This is a genomic window from Herbaspirillum hiltneri N3 (assembly GCF_001267925.1).
Lineage (GTDB): Bacteria > Pseudomonadota > Gammaproteobacteria > Burkholderiales > Burkholderiaceae_D > Herbaspirillum > Herbaspirillum hiltneri.
Genome location: NZ_CP011409.1, coordinates 1,944,590 through 1,963,975 on the forward strand (window position 1 = coordinate 1,944,590; position 19,386 = coordinate 1,963,975).

Sequence of the window (19,386 nt, forward strand, 5' to 3'; positions counted from 1 at the left end):
GTCCACCGTTGAAATTTGCAAGTCTCGGCAGCGGCAGCGAAGGCAACGCCCTCATCATCTCCGGCACATCCGGCACGACCACCACCACGGTCATGCTGGATTGCGGTTTCGGCATCCGCGAAACCGAGCGTCGCCTGACGCGCATCGGCAAACTTCCCCAGGACATCAACGGCATCGTCGTCACGCATGAGCATCAGGATCATGTCGGTGGCGTGTTCAAGTTTGCGCGCCGTCATGGCATTCCGGTATGGCTGACCTACGGCACTTTCCAGGCGGTGGGCGAGGAAGCCTGCAAGGGCGTCCAGCTGCATTTTTGCCGCGACAGCGAAGCGCTGGCCATCGGCGACTTGTCGCTGATGCCATACACGGTGCCGCACGATGCGCGCGAGCCTGTGCAGTATGTTGCCGGTGACGGCAGGCGCAAGCTCGGCGTGCTGACCGACGCCGGCCAATCTACCGGCCATCTGGTGCAAGCGTTGGGCGGTTGCGACGCGCTGGTGCTGGAATGCAATCACGACCGCCAGATGCTGGCCGACTCGGCCTATCCTCCCTCGCTCAAGCGGCGTATCGGCGGCGACTATGGCCATCTGGCCAACGACACCAGCGCCGAGATCCTGGCCGCATTGGACAAGCAAAAACTGAAGACCGTGATCGGCGCCCACCTGAGTTTGAAGAACAACACGCCCGAACTCGCACGCGCCGCTTTGTCAGGCGCATTGGGTGCGCATCCGGGGGAAATCAGGATCGCTTGCCAGGAGGACGGGTTCGACTGGATTGCCATCGCCTGAGAAGGCGCAGCGGCAGGGAAGGGAAGCGGCGGGGAAATGCGGGAAGGATGAATGCGCGGCAGGCGTACAGGCCAGGCACCATGCGCTGCAAATCAAGCAGGCATAAAAAAAGCCGACCAACGGTCGGCTTTTCCAATAATCAGTTGATTATTTTGCTGGTGCTGCGTCAGCTGGCTTAGCGTCAGCTGCTGGGGCTGCAGGAGCAGCGTCAGCTGGCTTAGCATCAGCTGCTGGAGCTGCAGGAGCAGCGTCAGCTGGCTTAGCGTCAGCTGCTGGAGCAGCTGGTGCTGCTGCAGGAGCTTCAGCAGCTGGTGCTGGTGCAGGTGCTGGAGCTTCTTCTTTTTTACCGCAAGCAGCCAGAGCAACAGCCAACAAAGATGCGATCAACAGAGTCTTTTTCATGAATATTCCTTCAATAATAATCAAAATTTTGCGATGAATAATTACCGGTAATTATCGCTCTATAGGATGCTTTCATCGTCTTGCTTGTTAGCTCAACAACGGAAGCTTTCCAGCCCGATATTATAGCTACATTTTGGGAAAATCACATGCGAATTATTCTTTTCTGTAAGAATTTGTAAGATTGTCGCAAATCCCGTCAGCTTGTCGTCAGCCCTTTATTTATGCAGGTTTCCGGCCTGTCGGCAACGCGCAAAAAACAAAAATTGCCGAATTTTTAAGCTTGTTAAGCAAGCTCCAGCCAGCCGTCCTGATACCAATTATGGAAGGCCTCCAGCACATCCTTCGACGCCTTCGCGAGCGCCGTTTTGTCGAGCCGGCGTTCATCCGCCAGCACGGTCAGCAGCGCCTTGTCGGCGCGTCCGACGGCAAACGACTCGCCGTTGATGAACAAATGCTTGCCGCGATAAAGCATCTGCGTCTTGCGTGAAAGCCTGATCCCGCGCTTGTTTGCGGCCTGCACGAAGCGCGCCGGCGTGAGCGGCTTGTCGACCGGATCGAAGTAAGTGGCGGCTTTCGGTTCCGACAGATATTCACCGAGAAAAATCGTGATGTCGTCGTCCGTGAAACGCATCTTGTTGATTTCATCGGCCACGCGCGCCAGCAACTGCTCCGGCAATTCGGCAGGATGCTTGGCCGGTTCCAGCTCGGGATCGGCATAGCGGCCGGGCAGGTCGATCGAATCGGCCATGAACTGCAGGAAAGCCTCGCCCAGTTCCTGGAACGCGGGTGCACGGAAGCCGATCGAATAGGTCATGCATTCGCCGACCGCCACGCCGTCATGGGCGTAGTGCGGCGGCAGGTACAGCATGTCGCCCGGCTCGAGCACGAATTCCTCCTCGCTCTTGAAGTTCTTCAGGATCTTCAGCGGCATGCCGTCCACCAGCGACAAATCCTTTTGCGCGCTGATGCGCCAGCGGCGTTGACCGTGCGCCTGCAGCAGGAACACGTCGTAGGAATCGAAGTGCGGACCGACGCCGCCGCCGTCGCTGGCGTAGCTGATCATCAGGTCGTCCAGACGCGCATCGGGAATGAAGCGGAATTCGCGCAGCAGCGCATCGGCGGCATCGTCATGCAGGTTGACGCCCTGGACCAGCATGGTCCATTGCTTCTGCTTGAGCGGCGGCAGCTTGGCCAGCGGACCGTGATCCATTTTCCAGTCTTTGCCGTCCTGCGTGATCAGGCGCGATTCGACGTCGTCGCGGCCGGCCATGTCGAATAATTGCTGGCGCGTCAGCGGCGCCAGGAAACCGGGAATCGCCTGGCGGATCAGCAGGGGTTTCTTGTGCCAGTAATCGCGCAGGAAGGTGGCGGGGCTGATGCCGCCGAGCAAAGCGAGGGTATTTTTCATGGCGCCATTATAGACGCGGGCGGGCGTTGGCTGCTGCGGCCTTTTGCCTGACAAAACATCCAAACGGGTATAATTCGGAGTGCAGATTGCAGCGCATTCCAGCTTATGTCATGCCTTCTCGGGACCGCCGCAGCAAGGTCCCGCACCAACCGCAAGCGCAGGCAGTTCTTCCCACCTGCAGTAACCGATGAACAGCCTTACCAGCCATACCGCCATACGAAAGGGGCATACATGAAGATTGCCAAAAATACCGTAGTTTCCGTCAACTACAAGCTCTCCGACGCCCAGGGCGTACTGATCGAAGAAAGCCGCGACCCGATGGTCTACCTCCACGGCGGCTACGAAAACACGCTGCCCAAGATCGAGGAAGCACTGGACGGCAAGGAAGCCGGCTACAGCGTCACGATCCAGGTCGAACCGGTCGACGCCTTCGGCGAATACGACGCCGAACTGGTCAAGATCGAACCGAAGAATCGCCTGCCATCGCCGATCGAAGTCGGCATGCAGTTCGAAGGTTCGCCGGACGACGAAAACGAAGCATCGGTCATCTTTACCGTCACTGAAATCGCCGACGACAAGGTCGTCCTCGACGGCAACCATCCGCTGGCCGGCATCGCACTGCGTTTCGACCTGAGCGTCTCCGAAGTGCGCGCCGCTACGGAAGAGGAAGTGCAGCACCAGCACGTGCACGGTCCGCACGGCCACCACCACCATGGCCACGATCACGGCGATGATGAGGGCGAGGAAGGCGATCACTTCCGCAGCCATCCGGTGCATTGATTCGACTTGCACCTGCATCAATGAAAAACGCAGCCTCGGCTGCGTTTTTTTATGTCTGCACTGCGGTCTGCCCACGCTCATCAAGCTCACCAAGCTCACTGAGATGGTGGCGCCCGCACTGCCTTGGAAGAGTCGTTTAGCCTGAACAGCGCCGCATTGCTGTTGTCGACCGTGAATTTGGACCAGCCCGACGCCACGCCGATGCTGCCCAGATTGCGGCGCCAGAGGATGCCGGCGTTGGATTCGTCCTTCAGCGTTTCGCCATGCACTAGCAAGATCTTTCCCTTGAACGCTGCGGCCAGCGTGACGATGCGCTGGCGGGTTTCGGCAAAACCGTCGCGCTGGCCGCGCAGCAGGAAAGGGCGCTGGCTGGGTTGCGCAAGCGGATTGCCGTCGGCGAACAGTACGATGCCGGCCAGTTTCTTTTGCGCGGCGAAGGTGAACACGCGTTGCAGCCAGTCCTTGTTGGCGATCAGGCGGTCTTCGAATTCACTGTTGCGGCCGCCGTCTTGCAGGAAGTGATTGTTGGCGGCCGGCAGGTTGACGGTGGCGAACAGCACGTTGCCGAATTCCCAGCGCGCGTTTTCGGTATAGCTGCGGAATTTCGGTGTCACCGATTGACGGAACAGCGGCACCTTGCTGGCGCCGAATGAGAATTCATCGGGAAAGAACAGGTCGCGCACCCGGTTCAGCCGCTCGATCGCCACCGAACCGTTCTTGTTGCGGCAGCCGACCCAGTCGCTCGCGGCAAGCGACACGATGACGCCGTTTTCAGCTTCCTTGAGCAAGTCGCGGCGCGCCGTGTACAAGGCATCGCTGCATGGTTCGGCTGCCGATTTGATGCCGTTGACGACGACGAAGGCAAGGTTGTCGGCGTCGCTTTCATCCAGCGCGCGGCGCAATACGCCTTCGTCCGGACTGCCCGAAAACGAATGCCCAATCACGCCGAAACTGAAGCTGTCCTGCGCCTGTGCTGCCGGTGCGGCGCACAGGGCGGCGCCGAGCAAGGCGAGGGACAGCAGTTGCTTCATGCGCCGTCGCCCAACTGCTTCAGGCGGTACAGGGCGTCCAGCGCCTGGCGCGGCGTCAGGGCATCGGGATCGATGTCGGCCAGTGCATCGGCCACGGCCTGCGCCACCGGATCAGCAGATGCTGACGGCGTTGTATGCGCGTCATCGTCGTCGGCGCGCGGCGGTGTGCTGAAGAGGTCGAACTGCGGCGTGGTCTGGACCGATTGCGTTTCCAGCGCCGCCAGATGCTTGCGTGCCGCACGGATCACCGGCGTCGGTACGCCCGCCAGTTGCGCCACCTGCAAGCCGTAGCTTTGCGAAGCCGGCCCGGCCTGCACCGCATGCAGGAATACGATGCTGTCCTTGTGCTCGACAGCCGACAAATGCACGTTGGAAGCGGTCGGATGTACTTCCGGCAATTGCGTCAGTTCGAAATAGTGGGTGGCGAACAGCGTGAAGCTGCGCGTCGCGTCAATCAGGTGCTTGGCGATTGCCCAGGCCAGCGCCAGGCCGTCGAAGGTCGAGGTGCCGCGGCCGACTTCATCCATCAGCACCAGCGAATTCTCCGTGGCGTTGTTGAGGATGGACGCCGACTCCGTCATTTCCACCATGAAGGTCGAACGGCCACCGGCCAGGTCGTCGGCCGCGCCGATACGCGTGAAGATGCGGTCAATCGGACCGATCGTCGCGCTCGTGGCCGGCACGAAACTGCCGACATAAGCCAGCAGCGTGATCAGCGCCACCTGCCGCATGAAGGTCGATTTACCACCCATGTTGGGGCCGGTGATCAGGAGCAGTTTGCGTTCGGACGTGAAAGCGCAGTCGTTGGCGATGAAGCGTTCGATCTGGTTTTCCACCACCGGATGGCGGCCCTGTTCGATCACGATGGTCGGTTCGGTCACCAGTTGCGGTGCGCACCAGTTGTTGCGCGCGGCGTGATCGGCCAGCGCCACCAGGGTATCGAGCTGGGCCAGCGCGTGGGCGATGGCCTGCAGCGTCACGATGTGCGGCGACAGGTCCTGCAGCAGTTGCTCGTACAGGAACTTCTCGCGCGACAAGGCGCGCTCCTGCGCCGACAAGGCCTTGTCTTCGAAGGCCTTCAGTTCGGGTGTGATGTAGCGTTCGGCATTCTTGAGCGTCTGGCGGCGGCGATAGTCGTCCGGAACCTTGTCGGTCTGGCCGTGCGTGACTTCGATGTAGAAGCCGTGCACCTTGTTGTATTCGACGCGCAGGTTGGCGATGCCGGTGCGGGCGCGCTCGCGCGTTTCGAGATCGATCAGGAACTGGCCGGCGTTTTCCGACAGGCCGCGCAACTCGTCGAGGTCGGGGTCGAAGCCGCGTGCAATCACGCCGCCGTCGCGCACCATTGCAGCCGGTTCCAGCATGATCGAGCGTTCCAGCAGGTCGAGGCATTCGGTCGGCGTCGCCAGCGCGTCGTGCAGGTCCAGCAGCAACGGCGCATCGGCGTCGCGGCTGCACATCGCCACGTAATTGCGCAGCGAACCCAGTTGCTGCAGACCGCCGCGCAGGCCGGCGAGATCGCGCGGACGCGCCGACAGCAGCGCAATGCGCGTGGTAATGCGTTCGATGTCCGGGACCGCCGCCAAGGTCGCGGACAGGCCGGAGCAAGCGTCGGTGCGCATCAATGCATTGATGGCGGCGTGGCGTGCACGGGCGACTTTCTGGTCGCGGCGCGCATGATGCAGCCAGTGGCGCAGCAGGCGCGAACCCATCGCCGTGCGGCAATGGTCGAGCAGCGAGAACAGCGTCGGCGCCAGCGCGCTGGCGTCCTGCGCGCGGATGGTTTCGGTCAGTTCCAGGTTGCGGCGGGTGGACGCGTCGAGGCCGATGAACTCGTTTTCCGATTCCACCGTCAGCGCGCGCACGTGCTGCAGGCCTTTGCCCTGGGTCGACTGCGCATAGCGCAGCAGCGCGCCGCCGGCGCCGATGGCGGCGCTCATGCCTTCCGCGCCGAAGCCGTTCAGCGTGGCTACCGACAATTGATCGAGCAAGGCCTTCTCGCCGCTGGGCTGGTCGAAATGCCAGTCCGGCACCGTGGTCGGCTTGCCGGCGAGGATGTGCGAATAGGCCACTTCTTCAGCGTCGCCGATCAGCGTTTCGGCTGGCGAGATGCGCTCCAGCTCCTGCTTCAGGCGCGCTTCCAGCAAGGCCGGTTCAGCACTGAACTCCATGAGCTTCAATGCGCCGCTTGCCATCGACAGCCAGGCCAGGCCGACGGTGACGGTCTTGCGCTGTTTGCCGGAGGCGACGTTGACGGCCAGCAGCGGGCGTTCCGATTTTTCCGGCAGCAGGTCGGAGTCGGTCAGCGTGCCCGGCGTGATCACGCGCACCACCTTGCGTTCGACCGGCCCCTTGCTGGTGGCCGGGTCGCCGATCTGTTCGCAGATCGCCACCGATTCGCCCAGCTTGATCAGTTTGACCAGGTACTGGTCGACCGAGTGGAAGGGAATCCCCGCCATCTTGATCGGCGAGCCGTTCGACGAACCGCGCTGTGTCAAGGTGATGCCCATCAGGCGCGACGCCTTTTCGGCGTCGTCGAAAAACAATTCGTAGAAGTCGCCCATGCGGTAGAACACCAGCGTGGTCGGATACTCCGCCTTGATGCGCAGGTACTGGACCATCATGGGAGTGTGCTTCTCGCCGCCGGCGCTGCCGGGATCGGATTCAACGGTGGATTTCAAGTGTTTGGTCATTCAGTCAATTGCCGACGCCGCTTCAAGGATGAAATGAGAATGGCGTCGTCTTGCGAAGGTTTTCGTGGATTCTGGCGATCTGCCATTTTACCGCGTGCAGAGGCCGCATACGAGGCTGAAGTACAAGGCGGACTCCAGATGGTTCTACCGTTAACGGTAGTTGACAGACAGTTAATTCTGCGGTTCCGTACATATTGCTGTTCCGCCAAGAAAAAGGGCGACCTGCTCGCGCAGCCCGCCCCAACTCCTCAAAAAACCGAAACAGCTTTCAGTTTCAGCGCGTATGCACGCAAGCTCCCGCCGAATAAGTCGCGGTAATCGCCCGGTCGTCGGCCAGGATCGCCAGCGCGAAAAGTTGTTCTTCCAGGCTCTCCGTGGTGGCGCTGCGGCGCGCCAACAGCGGCGTGCATTTCGGATCCAGCACGATGAAGTCGGCGTCGCAGCCGGCGGCGAAGTTGCCGATCCTGCCTTCCAGCTGCAGGGCGCGCGCGCCGCCCAGCGTGGCCAGGTAGAACATGCGCTGCGCGGACAGATGGGTGCCGGCCATGCGGCCGACCTTGTACAGCTCGTTCATCGTTTGCAGCATCGAGAAGCTGGTGCCGCCGCCGACGTCAGTTGCCAGCGATACCGGCATGCGCAGCTTGTCGGCGTTGGCGAAATCGAACAGGCCGCTGCCGAGGAACAGGTTGGAGGTCGGGCACACCGTCGCCACCGATTGCGTCGCCGCCATGCGCGCGCGGTCGGCGTCGTCCAGCCAGATGCAGTGCGCGTACAGCGCGCGCTTTCGCATCAGGCCATATTGATCGTAGACCTCGAGATAGCTGCGGCTGTCGGGAAACAGTTCCTTGACCCATTGCACTTCGTCGGTGTTTTCGGCGACATGGGTCTGGATATAGGTGTCCGGATATTGCATCGCCAGTTCGCCGGCCAGCTTCAGCTGTTGTGGCGTCGAGGTCGGCGCAAAGCGCACCGTGATGGCGTAGTGCTGGCGGCCCTTGTTGTGCCAGCGCTTGATCAGCGCTTCGGTTTCGCGCGCACCGCTTTCGGCCGTGTCGCGCAGGAAGTCCGGCGCGTTGCGGTCCATCAGGCATTTGCCGGCCACCATGCGCAGGTTCAGCTCGCTGCTGCGGTTGAAAAAAGCATCCACCGATTGCGGATGCACGGTGCAATACACGGCCGCCGTGGTGGTGCCGTTGCGCAGCAGTTCGGCCAGGAAGAAGTCGGCCACTTCGCTCGCATGTTCGCCGCTCTCGAATCGGCGCTCGGCCGGGAAGGTGTACGTGTTCAGCCACGGCAGCAGGCCCGGTGCGGGCGAGCCGATGATGTCAGTCTGCGGGTAGTGGACGTGGGTGTCGATGAAGCCGGGCGTGATGATCTTGCCGCGATAGTCGAGCGGCACGCAGCCGGCGGGCAGGGTGGCGGACAGTTTGCCGTAATCGCCGGCGGCGACGATTTTTCCATCGGCGACGATCAGCAGGCCGTCGCTGTGCCATTGCGTGGCGTGTTCGTCGAAGGCGGGGTCGTTGCGGAAATGGAGCAGGCTGGCGCGGTAGGCTTGCACGTGGGGAGTCATGATGGTCCTTAATCTTGGCTATCCGGTTGCGTGCTGCGCATGACGTGAAGGCGCAACTGCGAACAACCGAATGATACTGGTATGGGATGAAACGCTGGAACAGATGCTGCTGAGGCGACGGTCCGGTTGTCCTTAGCTCCGGCCGTCCAGCATGTGTGTGGCCAGCTTGGCCCTGATGTTTCGGTCCGGCTGCTGCGAACGGATTTCCCATAACTGCATCAGTTGCGCCACCACCGCGATCGCGATGCTGGCGGGTTCCTTGCCATAGATGCCCGGAATGCCGATCGGGCAGGTCATCTTGTTCAGTTGTTCCTGTGTGATGCCGCGCTCAAGCAGACGGTGTTCGAATTGCTTGCGCTTGGTCTGCGATCCGATCAGCCCGTACCAGCCGATGTCGGCGCGCTTCAGGATGCGTTCGCTCAGTTGCTGGTCCAGCGCGTGGCTGTGCGTCATCACGAGGAAGCAGGCGCCCGGCTCGGCCATATCGACCACGGCATTGGGTACGTCGGTCGCTTCCACCGTCACCTGCATCGGCAGATCCGGCGGGAACATGTCTTCGCGTTCATCCACCCACAGCACGCGGCAGGGCAGCGTCGCCAGCACGCGTATGATGGCGGCGCCGACGTGGCCGGCGCCGAACAGCACCACTTGCGGCTGGTGCGCGCGGCAGCGGTCGAGCAGCCAACGGCGGCCGTAGCGGTCTTGCGCTACATGCGTGTTGCCGGCATGACGGAATTGTTCTGCATCCAGACCGTTGTCGGGCACGCTGAGGTCGCAGGCTTCGCCTTCCAGTTCGTAGAGCAGCGTCGGGTCGTCCGATTCCAGCGCGACCGCGCGCCAGACGTCGACGCCGGCGCTCCAGTGCCGTTCGAGTTCGGTCAGCATGGCTCCTGCGTGTTGATCGATACGTTCGAACACGAGGAACACCACGCCGCCGCAGCACTGGCCGAGGCTCGGTCCGAGTGCAATGCGTTCGAATTTGCGGATGCCGGAAAACGCCGTCGCATCCGCTTCCAACATCGTGCGCGCGATCTGCGCCGCCCGCCATTCCAGATGACCGCCGCCGATGGTGTCGTACTGGCCGTCGGCCGTAAACACCATGCGCGCACCCGCCTCGCGCGGCGTCGACCCCTGGATGGTCGCCACCGTGACCAGCACTGCCGGGATGGCGGTGCTGTGCAAGTCCTTGAGTGCGGCGAGCCATGCTGTCATGAATTCTCCTGTCGGATCGGGAACGTTATTGCACCGTGGCCGTGGCTGCGGCCTTCACCGCATCAATCGCATCCAGAATCGCCTCGCTGGTCGCCGGCGCGCGCAGCGGCGGATTGATGCGATGTTCGCCCACCGCCGACACCGCATCGCGGATCGCCAGGAATACCGAGAACGGCAGCAGCAGCGGCGGTTCGCCGGTGGCCTTGGAGCGGTGGATGGTGTCCGAGACATTGCTGTTCTTGAACAACTGCGTGCGGAAATCGGTCGGGCAATCCGACACCGCGGGGATTTTATACGTCGACGGCGCATGCGTCATCAGCTTGCCGTCCTTGTTCCACCACAACTCTTCCGTCGTCAGCCAGCCCATGCCCTGGATGAAACCGCCTTCCACCTGGCCGATGTCGATGGCCGGGTTCAGGCTCTCGCCGGCGTCGTACAGTGAATCTGCGCGCAGCAGGCGCCACTCGCCGGTCAGCGTGTCGATTACGACTTCGGACACCGCCGCGCCATAGGCGAAATAGAAGAACGGATGGCCGTTCATGGTCTTGGCATTCCAGTGCACCTTGGGCGTCGAATAGAACCCGTCCGACCACAATTGCACGCGCTTGAGGTAAGCCTGCATCACCAGTTCTTCGAACGTCACCGATGCCATAGATGGAGCGTTGGTCGAGACCATGCCGTCGGCGAAGCGCACCTCGCCGGCATCGACGCCAAAGCGTTCGGCGGCCACCTGCGCCAGCCGTCCGCGGATCTGCAAGGCCGCATCCTGCGCCGCCTTGCCGTTCAGGTCGCTGCCGGTCGAGGCGGCGGTGGCCGAGGTGTTGGCGATCTTGCTGGTGTCGGTGGCGGTGCAGCGCACCTGCTCCAGCGGCAGGCCGAGCGCGTTGGCGACAACCTGCGCGACCTTGGTGTTGAGACCCTGGCCCATTTCCGTGCCGCCGTGATTGACCAGCACCGAGCCGTCGGTGTAGACATGCACCAGCGAGCCGGCCTGGTTCAGGTGCGGTACGTTGAACGAGATGCCGAACTTCACCGGCGTCAGCGCCAGGCCGCGTTTGAGGATGGTGTTTTCGGCGTTGAAGACATTGATGGCCTGACGGCGCACCTGATACTCGCTGGTGCTTTCCAGTTGATCCACCAGGGCCTGGATCACGTTGTCTTCAACGCGCTGGCCGTAGTGCGTGGTGTTGCGTGCATCCGGTCCTTCGGCGGCGCTGTCGCCGTAGAAATTGGCGCGGCGCACTTCGAGCGCATCCTTGCCGAGATTGCGGGCGATTTCATCGAGGATGTATTCGATCGCGATGGCGCCTTGCGGACCGCCGAAGCCGCGGAAGGCGGTGTTCGACTGCGTGTTGGTCTTGCCGCACATGGCGTGGATTTCCACGTCCGACAGATAGTAGGCGTTGTCGAAGTGGCACACCGCGCGCGTGGCGACCGGGCCCGACAAGTCGGCCGAGAAGCCGGCGCGCGACACCATGTCGATCTTCGCCGCGACGATGCGGCCGTTGTCGTCATAGCCGATTTCGTAATCGTAGGCGAAGCAGTGGCGCTTGCCGGTGACGATCATGTCGTCGTCGCGGTCGGCGCGCAGCTTGACCGGACGGCGCAGGCGCACTGCGGCCACCGCGGCGGCGCACGCCCACAGCGCCGATTGCGATTCCTTGCCGCCGAAGCCGCCGCCCATGCGCCGGCATTCCACCAGCACGTCATGCGAAGCGACGTGCAGTACTTCAGCAATGTGATGCTGCATCTCGCTCGGATGCTGGGTCGAGCAATACACGTGCATGCCGCGACCCTCTTTCGGGATCGCGTAGGAAATCTGGCCTTCCAGGTAAAACTGTTCCTGGCCGCCGACGTCGAACTTGCCGGCCAGCTTGTGCGGCGCCTTGTCGAAGGCTTCCGCCGGATTGCCGCGCGTCAGGTGCATCGGCGGCAGCACATAGGATTCGGCCGCATGCGCAGCGCGCGGCGTCAGCACGGCCGGCAGTTCTTCATAGTCGATCACGACCAGGCGCGCGGCGCGGCGGGCGTTGTCGTGGCTGTCGGCGATGACGATGAAGATGGGCTGGCCGACGTACTGCACCAGGTCTTCCGCCAGCACCGGATCATCCTTGATGATGGCGCCGCACTGGTTCTCGCCGGGGATGTCGGCGGCGGTGTAGACCGCCACCACGCCCGTGGACGCCTTCACCTTGCTCAGGTCGATTGCGCGCAGTTTCGCATGCGCCTTGGCCGACAGGCCGAGCGCGGCGTGCAGCGTGCCTTGCAGTTCGACGATGTCGTCGGTGTAGGTGGCTTCGCCGGTCACGTGCAGGATGGCGGATTCGTGCGGATGCGGTTTGCCGATCTCGGTCCAGGCAGAGGTGGAGGCGGAGGCGGAGGTGGACAGGGCCGGGGCTTTTTTTGCGGACATGAATTCTTCAGTTTGCTTGTTCATTGCGTTTCCTTCCTAAGCAATCTGTGCAGCAGTCTTGCCGTGCACAAAAGCGCTTACCGAAGCGGGCTGGAGCGGCGCGTCGGCGCGCGTTTCCAGCCAGTAGCGGTACAACAGGTTTTGTGCGGTTCTCATACGATACGCCGAAGAGGCGCGCATGTCAGAAAGCGGCGCGTAATCTTGCGCCAGCGCAAGCATTGCCGCCTTGACATTGGCCTCGTTCCATTCCTTGCCGTTGAGCGCGGCCTCGGCCTGCGCGGCGCGCTTGGGCGTGGCCGCCATGCCGCCGTAGGCGATGCGGGCATCGGCCACCTTGCCGCTTTCAAGACGGAAGGCGAACGACGCGCAGACCGCCGAGATGTCCTGGTCGAAACGCTTGGACAGCTTGTACACGCGGAAAGCGATCTCCTTGCGCGGCAACGGCACGCGCACGGCCTGGACGAACTCGTTCGGCAGGATCGCCGACTTCTGGTAGGCGATATAAAAATCTTCCAGCGGCATGACGCGCCGGCCGTCAACGCCATACAGCACGATCTCGGCGCCGAGCGCGATCAGCCACGGCATCGAATCGCCGATCGGCGAACCGTTGGCGACGTTGCCGCCCAGCGTGCCGGCGTTGCGCACCGGCAGCGAGGCAAAGCGCTGCCACATTTCCGACAGCTCCTCCGGATAGTGTCCGGTCAATGCGGCATAGGCTTGTTCCAGCGTGACGCCGGCGCCGATTTCCAGCCAGCCGCCGGTGTCGGTGATGTGGCGCATTTCTTCGACCTGGCCGATGTAGATGATGTCGCCCAGATCGCGCATGTGCTTGGTCACCCACAGGCCGACGTCGGTCGAGCCGGCCAGGATGCGCGCCTTCGGCAAGTCGTTGCGCAGCGTCGCCAGTTGCGCCAGCGTGCGCGGCGCATGGAAAGTCTGTCCGGCATGCGTGACGCGCAACGGCTCTTCGCGCCGGATCGCGCGCAAGGCGTCGATCACCGGCGCGCGGTCAAAGGTGGCTTTCGGCAATTCGCCCATGCGCCGCGCCGCGTCGATGATCGGACGATAGCCGGTGCAGCGGCACAGGTTGCCGGACAGGGCGTCGTCGATTTCGCGCGTGCTCGGCGCGACGTTGTCCTGCTCATGCTTGAGATACAAGCCCCACAGCGACATCACGAAGCCCGGCGTGCAGAAGCCGCATTGCGAGCCATGGCATTCCACCATGGCCTGCTGGGCCGGGTGCAGGCAACCGTCGCGCTGCTTCAGGTCTTCCACGGTGAACAGCGCCTTGCCGTCCAGCGTCGGCACGAACTGGATGCAGGAGTTGACCGTTTTCAGTTCCAGATCGTTGCCGCGCAATTCCCCCACGACCACCGTGCAGGCGCCGCAATCGCCTTCCGCGCAACCCTCTTTGGTGCCGGTGCAATGCAAGTCCTCGCGCAAATGCTGCAAAACGGTGCGTGTATTGGGCAATCCATCGACTTGATGGGTCTCGCCGCGGAAATAGAAGCGAATCGGTTCGGACATGGTGTGCTTTGCTATATGAAAATGGCTATCGAAGAAACGGTGAATCAAGATCTGTGCCGGGACCTTTTAGAGAGAAGACCTATTTGCCGCAGTCGATTGTTGCGGCAAATTGTCGGGGCCTGCTCTCTGAAAAATCCTTCGAATTCTTCTGTTTCGCTACCGGCGTCGCTCCCAGGAGTGACGCCGGCATTGCGTCAGGTAAAACCCTGCGCCGTTATCCGCCCAGGTAAATCATCTTGAACAGGAAAATCGCCGCGATCACCCAGATCACCGCCGACACATCCTTGACGCGGCCGGTCAGCAGCTTCAATGCGGCGTAGCTGATGAAGCCCAGCGCCAGGCCGTTGGCGATCGAATACGTGAACGGCATGACCAGCGCGGTAATCACGGCCGGCACGCATTCCGTCGTGTCGTTCCAGTCGATGTCGGCCAGTTCGCGCAGCATCAGGCACGCCACGAAGAACAGCGCCGGCGCCGTTGCATATGCCGGCACCACGCCTGCCAGCGGCGCAATGAACAGCGCCAGCAGGAACAATACCGCCACCGCCACCGCAGTCAGGCCGGTGCGGCCGCCCGCCTGCACGCCGGCCGCACTTTCAATATAGGCAGTGGTGCTCGATGTGCCAAGCAGCGAACCCGCGACGATCGCGCCGCTGTCGGCCAGCAGCGCCTTGTTGATGCGCTCGATCTTGCCGTCCTTCACCAGGCCGGCGCGCTGCGCCACGCCCATCAGCGTGCCGGTGGCGTCGAACAGTTCCACCAGGAAGAACACCAGCACGACATTGAGCAGGCCCATCGAGATCGCGCCCTTGAGGTCAAGCTGGAACAGCGTCGGCGAGATCGACGGCGGAGCGGAGAACACGCCGTTGAAATGATTGCCGCCGAAGATGAAGCTCAGCACTGTCACGCTCAGGATGCCGATCAGCAGCGCGCCGCGGATCTTCAGCTGGTCCAGTGCGACGATCACCAGGAAACCGATGATGGCCAGCACCGGTGCGACCTGATGCAGGTCGCCCATGGTGACGAAGGTGGCAGGGCTGGCGGCAACGATGCCGGAGTTCTTGAGCGAGATCAGCGCCAGGAACAGTCCTATCCCCGCCGGTATCGCCGTGCGCAATGAATGCGGAATCGCGTTGATGATCAGCTCGCGGATGCGGAACAGGCTCACCAGCAGGAACAGGCAGCCCGAGATGAACACCGCACCCAGCGCAGCCTGCCACGGGAAGCCCATGCCCTTGACCACGGCGTAGGCGAAATAGGCGTTGAGGCCCATACCCGGCGCCAGGCCGATCGGGTAGTTGGCGTACAGGCCCATGATCAGGGTGCCGATCGCCGCCGCCACGCAGGTGGCGACGAAAACGGAATCCTTCGGCATGCCCGCATCCCCGAGGATGGATGGGTTGACGAAGATGATGTAGGCCATCGTGAGAAAGGTCGTGAGACCGGCCAGCAGCTCGGTACGGACGGTCGTACCGTTGTCGCTGAGTTTGAAAAACTTGTCTAGAAAAGTCATGAGAATTGTCTCCGTTTACGCACTGTGTACAGTGCGCGATTCTTTTTTATACGCCAGAAAACTTGCAGATTTCTCAGGTCCGCAAAAAATGGGCGTTCTGATTTGTATCTTGTTTTGTGCCGCTTCCCATCCCTGACGACAGGCACGGAAACCGGCCTTGAGCAGATTGATTGCAGCGTATGTAATGTCGTTGAAATATTTGGGCAAAACGTAAGTCATCGGGAATATCAACTATAAGTCTATGGGTATATGACTATGCAGAAATCGAATATTGTCTGTCTGGCATCGTGCCGACAGTCGCCATTCCTTCTGCGAAAGTATGGAATTCAGCGAATTCAGGGTCTGGTCCAGTAATCCGGCTGCGAATACACCTCCTTCAGGTAATCGATGAAAAAGCGCGTCTTCGCCGGCAGGTGCCGTTGTTGCGGGTAGACCGCCATGATGTCGTAATGGGGCAGGGCATACTCGTCCAGCACCGTGATCAGTTCGCCCGAGGCCAGCTGCGACTGGATTTCCCAGGTCGAGCGCCACGCCAGTCCGAGTCCTTCGCTGGCCCAGCGATGCAGCAATTCGCCGTCATTGCAATCCAGGTTGCCCTGCGCGCGGATGATCACCGGCTTGCCGTTCTGCTGGAAATACCAGCCGCGCTGCTGTCCGCCCTGCAGGTTGAAGGCCAGGCAATTGTGCTGCGCCAGATCGTCCAGCGTCTTGGGGATACCGTTGCGGTGCAGGTATTCCGGTGCGGCGCACACCACACGGCGGTTGCCGGCCAGCTTGACCGCGACAAAACTCGGCTCGATCGCGCCGCCGATGCGGATGCCGAGGTCGTAACCCTCGCGCACCAGGTCCACCACGCGGTCGGTCAGGTTGAACGAAATCTGCACTTCCGGATGGTTGGCCAGGAAAGCCGGCGCGTGCGGCGCTACGTGCAGTCGTCCATACGCCGCCGGCGTGGAGACGACAAGATGGCCGGTGGCCTTGTGGCGCCCCTCGGCGATGCTTTTTTCCGCCACCTCGATATCGCCCAGCAGCTTGCGGCAGTGGTCGAGGAAGACGCTGCCCTGTTCCGTCAATGTCAGGTGTCGCGTGGTGCGATGCATGAGCTTGGTGCCGAGGCGTTTTTCGAGTGCGTCGATGCGCCGGCCGAGCATTACGGGGGTGATGTTTTCCTCCAGCGCCGCCGCCGCGAGACTCCCTTTTTCGACCACGGACACGAAAGCTTCTATCTGTTTGAGTTTGTCCACAAATCCTCCTTATTCCATACTTTTTCTATATTTCCATATTTTTAGTACGGAATAAACAGATATTTAGTCTTCTTATCAAACAATATTGTTGGTTATAGGATGCATCTCATCGGTCGAGGGGCATCGTCGTTGCTTCCGGCGTATCCATAAACTCAGGAGGCAACATGGCAAAGATGAAGGCAGTAGACGCGGCGGTATATGTGCTGGAAAAAGAGGGCTGCCTGCAAGCCTTCGGCGTGCCCGGTGCAGCGATCAATCCATTCTACTCGGCGCTGAAACGCCATGGAGGCATCCAGCACGTCCTGGCCCGTCACGTCGAGGGCGCTTCCCACATGGCCGAAGGCTATACCCGCGCCAAGGCCGGCAACATCGGCCTGTGCATCGGCACCTCCGGTCCGGCCGGCACCGACATGATCACCGGGCTGTACTCCGCGCAAGCCGACTCGATTCCGATCCTGTGCATTACCGGCCAGGCGCCGCGCGCACGCTTGTACAAGGAAGACTTCCAGGCCGTCGATATCGAATCGATCGCCAAGCCGGTCACCAAATGGGCCGTCACCGTGCGCGAACCGGCGCTGGTGCCGCGTGTGTTCCAGCAGGCGTTCCACCTGATGCGCTCGGGCCGTCCCGGTCCGGTGTTGATCGACCTGCCGTTCGACGTACAAATGGCCGAAATCGAATTCGATCCCGACACCTACGAGCCGCTGCCGGTCTATCGCCCGTCGGCCACCCGCGCCCAGATCGAAAAAGCGCTGGCCATGCTGAACCAGTCCGAGCGTCCCCTGCTGACCATCGGCGGCGGCGTGGTCAATGCCGATGCGGCTGAACTGGCGGTGGAGTTCGCCGAACTCACCGGCGTGCCGGTCATCCCGACCCTGATGGCCTGGGGCGCGATCCCCGACGATCATCCGCAAATGGCCGGCATGGTCGGTCTGCAGACCAGCCACCGTTACGGCAACGCCACCATGCTGGCGTCCGACTTCGTGCTTGGCGTCGGCAACCGCTGGGCCAATCGCCACACCGGTTCGATTGAGGTGTTCACCAAGGACCGCAAGTTCGTCCACGTCGACATCGAGCCGACCCAGATCGGCCGCGTGTTCGGTCCGGACTACGGCATCGTCTCCGACGCCAAGGCGGCGCTGAAACTGTTCATCGAAGTCGCGAAAGAACTGAAAGCCGCCGGCAAGCTGCCGGATCGCTCGGCATGGCTGGCCGAATGCCAGGAGCGCAAGCGCACCCTGCATCGCCGCACGCATTTCGAAGAAGTGCCGATCAAGCCGCAACGCGTCTATGAAGAGATGAACCGCGCCTTCGGTCGCGACACCTGCTACGTCAGCACCATCGGCCTGTCGCAGATCGCCGCCGCGCAATTCCTGCACGTCTACAAGGATCGCCACTGGATCAACTGCGGCCAGGCCGGTCCGTTGGGCTGGACGATCTCCGCCGCGCTGGGCGTGTGCGCCGCCGATCCGCAACGCAAGGTGGTGGCGATCTCGGGCGACTACGACTTCCAGTTCATGATCGAAGAACTGGCCGTCGGCGCGCAATTCAACCTGCCCTACCTGCATGTGGTGGTGAACAACTCCTATCTCGGCCTGATCCGCCAGGCGCAGCGCGGCTTCGAAATGGACTACTGCGTGCAGCTGGCGTTCGAGAACATCAATGCGCCGGAACTCAACGGCTACGGCGTCGACCACGTGGCCGTGGTGGAAGGCCTCGGCTGCAAGGCGATCCGCGTCACCAACCCGAACGAGATCCAGGACGCTTTCGCGCTGGCACAGCGCTGGATGGCCGAGTACCGCGTACCGGTGGTGGTGGAAATCATCCTGGAGCGCGTGACCAACATCGCGATGGGCACCGAGATCAACGCCATCAACGAATTCGAAGAGCTGGCCACCAAGCGCGAACATGCGCCGACGGCGATTAGCCTGCTGGATTGACTTACACGCAGCATCACGCTCATCAAGGACGCACACATGACAAAACTTGCCGCCAACCTCACCATGCTCTTCACCGAGCTGCCGTTCATCGAGCGTTTCCGCGCCGCCGCGCAAGCCAATTTCAAGGCTGTGGAATTCCTGTTCCCCTACGCCTTCGAACCGGCGCAGATCGCCGAGCAACTGCGCAAGAACGAACTGGAACTGGTCCTGCACAATCTGCCCGCGGGCAACTGGGAAGCCGGCGAACGCGGCATCGCCTGCCATCCGGATCGCGTCGGTGAATTCCGCCAGGGCGTCGACGAGGCGATCCGCTACGCCAAGGTGCTGGGCGTCAGGCAACTCAACTGCTTGGTCGGCATCCAGCCGCCAGGCATCAGCGCCGCCGCCGCACGCGAGACGCTGGTCGCCAATCTGAAATTCGCCGCCGACAAGCTGCAAGCCGAAGGCATCGCCTTGCTGATCGAGCCGATCAACTATTTCGACATTCCGGGCTTCTTCCTCAACACCACGAAGCAGGCTGCCGAACTGATCGCCTCGACCGGCTCCAACAACCTGTTCGTGCAGTACGACATCTATCACATGCAGCGCATGGAGGGCGAACTGGCCAACACCATCAAGGCCAATCTCTCGCTGATCCGCCATGTGCAACTGGCTGACAATCCCGGCCGTTTCGAACCGGGCACCGGCGAGATCAACTATCGCTTCCTGTTCCGGTATCTGGACGAGATCGGCTACCAGGGCTGGATCGGCTGCGAATACAAGCCTAAGGCCGGCACGGTAGAGGGGCTGGGCTGGCGCGCTGCGCACGGCCTGTGATCCAGGCTTGCAAGGAATTCATTTATTCATCTTAGAGGAGACACAT

Annotated in this window: 15 protein-coding genes; 4 read left to right on the forward strand and 11 right to left on the reverse strand. The window is 61.9% G+C overall.

Annotated features, from left to right (window positions below; genetic code table 11):
* The first annotated feature begins 8 nt into the window (after positions 1-8).
* On the forward strand, positions 9-788 hold the full coding sequence (locus F506_RS08740; RefSeq protein WP_053196667.1) for an MBL fold metallo-hydrolase: 780 nt from the start codon (positions 9-11) through the stop codon (positions 786-788).
* 147 nt (positions 789-935) lie between these two features.
* On the opposite strand, the gene F506_RS08745 is transcribed toward F506_RS08740, so the two are convergent.
* Together F506_RS08745 and F506_RS08750 are read right to left on the reverse strand one after the other, a co-directional pair.
* A complete protein-coding gene (locus F506_RS08745; protein ID WP_081493455.1) occupies positions 936-1,190 on the reverse strand; it encodes a hypothetical protein in 255 nt (84 codons plus the stop codon).
* 283 nt (positions 1,191-1,473) lie between these two features.
* The gene (locus F506_RS08750) at positions 1,474-2,598 is read right to left on the reverse strand and encodes a cupin domain-containing protein (RefSeq protein WP_053196671.1); all 1,125 of its coding nucleotides are present in this window, start codon (positions 2,596-2,598) and stop codon (positions 1,474-1,476) included.
* A gap of 231 nt (positions 2,599-2,829) precedes the next feature.
* Here F506_RS08750 and F506_RS08755 point away from each other — a divergent pair, with 231 nt between their 5' ends.
* On the forward strand, positions 2,830-3,378 hold the full coding sequence (locus tag F506_RS08755) for an FKBP-type peptidyl-prolyl cis-trans isomerase (RefSeq protein WP_053196673.1): 549 nt from the start codon (positions 2,830-2,832) through the stop codon (positions 3,376-3,378).
* A gap of 95 nt (positions 3,379-3,473) precedes the next feature.
* On the opposite strand, the gene F506_RS08760 is transcribed toward F506_RS08755, so the two are convergent.
* The 9 genes from F506_RS08760 to F506_RS08795 all read right to left on the reverse strand — a co-directional run bounded on the left by F506_RS08760 (position 3,474) and on the right by F506_RS08795 (position 16,584).
* A complete protein-coding gene (locus F506_RS08760; RefSeq protein ID WP_053196675.1) occupies positions 3,474-4,409 on the reverse strand; it encodes a hypothetical protein in 936 nt (311 codons plus the stop codon).
* The gene (mutS, locus tag F506_RS08765) at positions 4,406-7,102 is read right to left on the reverse strand and encodes a DNA mismatch repair protein MutS (protein ID WP_053196677.1); all 2,697 of its coding nucleotides are present in this window, start codon (positions 7,100-7,102) and stop codon (positions 4,406-4,408) included. The genes F506_RS08760 and mutS overlap by 4 nt, the downstream gene beginning before the upstream one ends.
* A gap of 274 nt (positions 7,103-7,376) precedes the next feature.
* Complete coding sequence (gene guaD, locus F506_RS08770; RefSeq protein ID WP_053196679.1) at positions 7,377-8,675, reverse strand: guanine deaminase; 1,299 nt, start codon at positions 8,673-8,675, stop codon at positions 7,377-7,379.
* Between the two features lie 132 nt (positions 8,676-8,807).
* A complete protein-coding gene (xdhC, locus tag F506_RS08775) occupies positions 8,808-9,887 on the reverse strand; it encodes a xanthine dehydrogenase accessory protein XdhC (RefSeq protein ID WP_053196681.1) in 1,080 nt (359 codons plus the stop codon).
* A gap of 25 nt (positions 9,888-9,912) precedes the next feature.
* Positions 9,913-12,324, reverse strand: a complete 2,412-nt coding sequence (gene xdhB / locus F506_RS08780; protein ID WP_053196683.1) for a xanthine dehydrogenase molybdopterin binding subunit — start codon at positions 12,322-12,324, stop codon at positions 9,913-9,915.
* A 12-nt stretch (positions 12,325-12,336) separates the two neighbouring features.
* Positions 12,337-13,827, reverse strand: coding sequence for a xanthine dehydrogenase small subunit (xdhA, locus tag F506_RS08785; protein WP_053196685.1), 1,491 nt, complete (start codon positions 13,825-13,827; stop codon positions 12,337-12,339).
* A 214-nt stretch (positions 13,828-14,041) separates the two neighbouring features.
* A complete protein-coding gene (locus F506_RS08790) occupies positions 14,042-15,340 on the reverse strand; it encodes an NCS2 family permease (protein WP_053196687.1) in 1,299 nt (432 codons plus the stop codon).
* A gap of 15 nt (positions 15,341-15,355) precedes the next feature.
* Positions 15,356-15,559: a hypothetical protein gene (locus F506_RS23060; protein WP_144424022.1), complete on the reverse strand. Its 204-nt coding sequence runs from the start codon at positions 15,557-15,559 to the stop codon at positions 15,356-15,358.
* Between the two features lie 116 nt (positions 15,560-15,675).
* Positions 15,676-16,584 (reverse strand): LysR family transcriptional regulator, encoded by a 909-nt coding sequence (locus F506_RS08795; RefSeq protein ID WP_053196689.1) that lies wholly within the window; start codon positions 16,582-16,584, stop codon positions 15,676-15,678.
* Positions 16,585-16,748: 164 nt separating this feature from the next.
* Between F506_RS08795 and gcl the strand changes: the two genes are divergently transcribed.
* A complete protein-coding gene (gcl, locus tag F506_RS08800; RefSeq protein WP_053196690.1) occupies positions 16,749-18,524 on the forward strand; it encodes a glyoxylate carboligase in 1,776 nt (591 codons plus the stop codon).
* Positions 18,525-18,560: 36 nt separating this feature from the next.
* Positions 18,561-19,340 carry a hydroxypyruvate isomerase gene (hyi, locus tag F506_RS08805; protein ID WP_053196691.1) on the forward strand — a complete coding sequence of 260 codons (780 nt, stop codon included), beginning with the start codon at positions 18,561-18,563 and terminating at the stop codon, positions 19,338-19,340.
* The last annotated feature ends 46 nt before the right edge of the window (positions 19,341-19,386 follow it).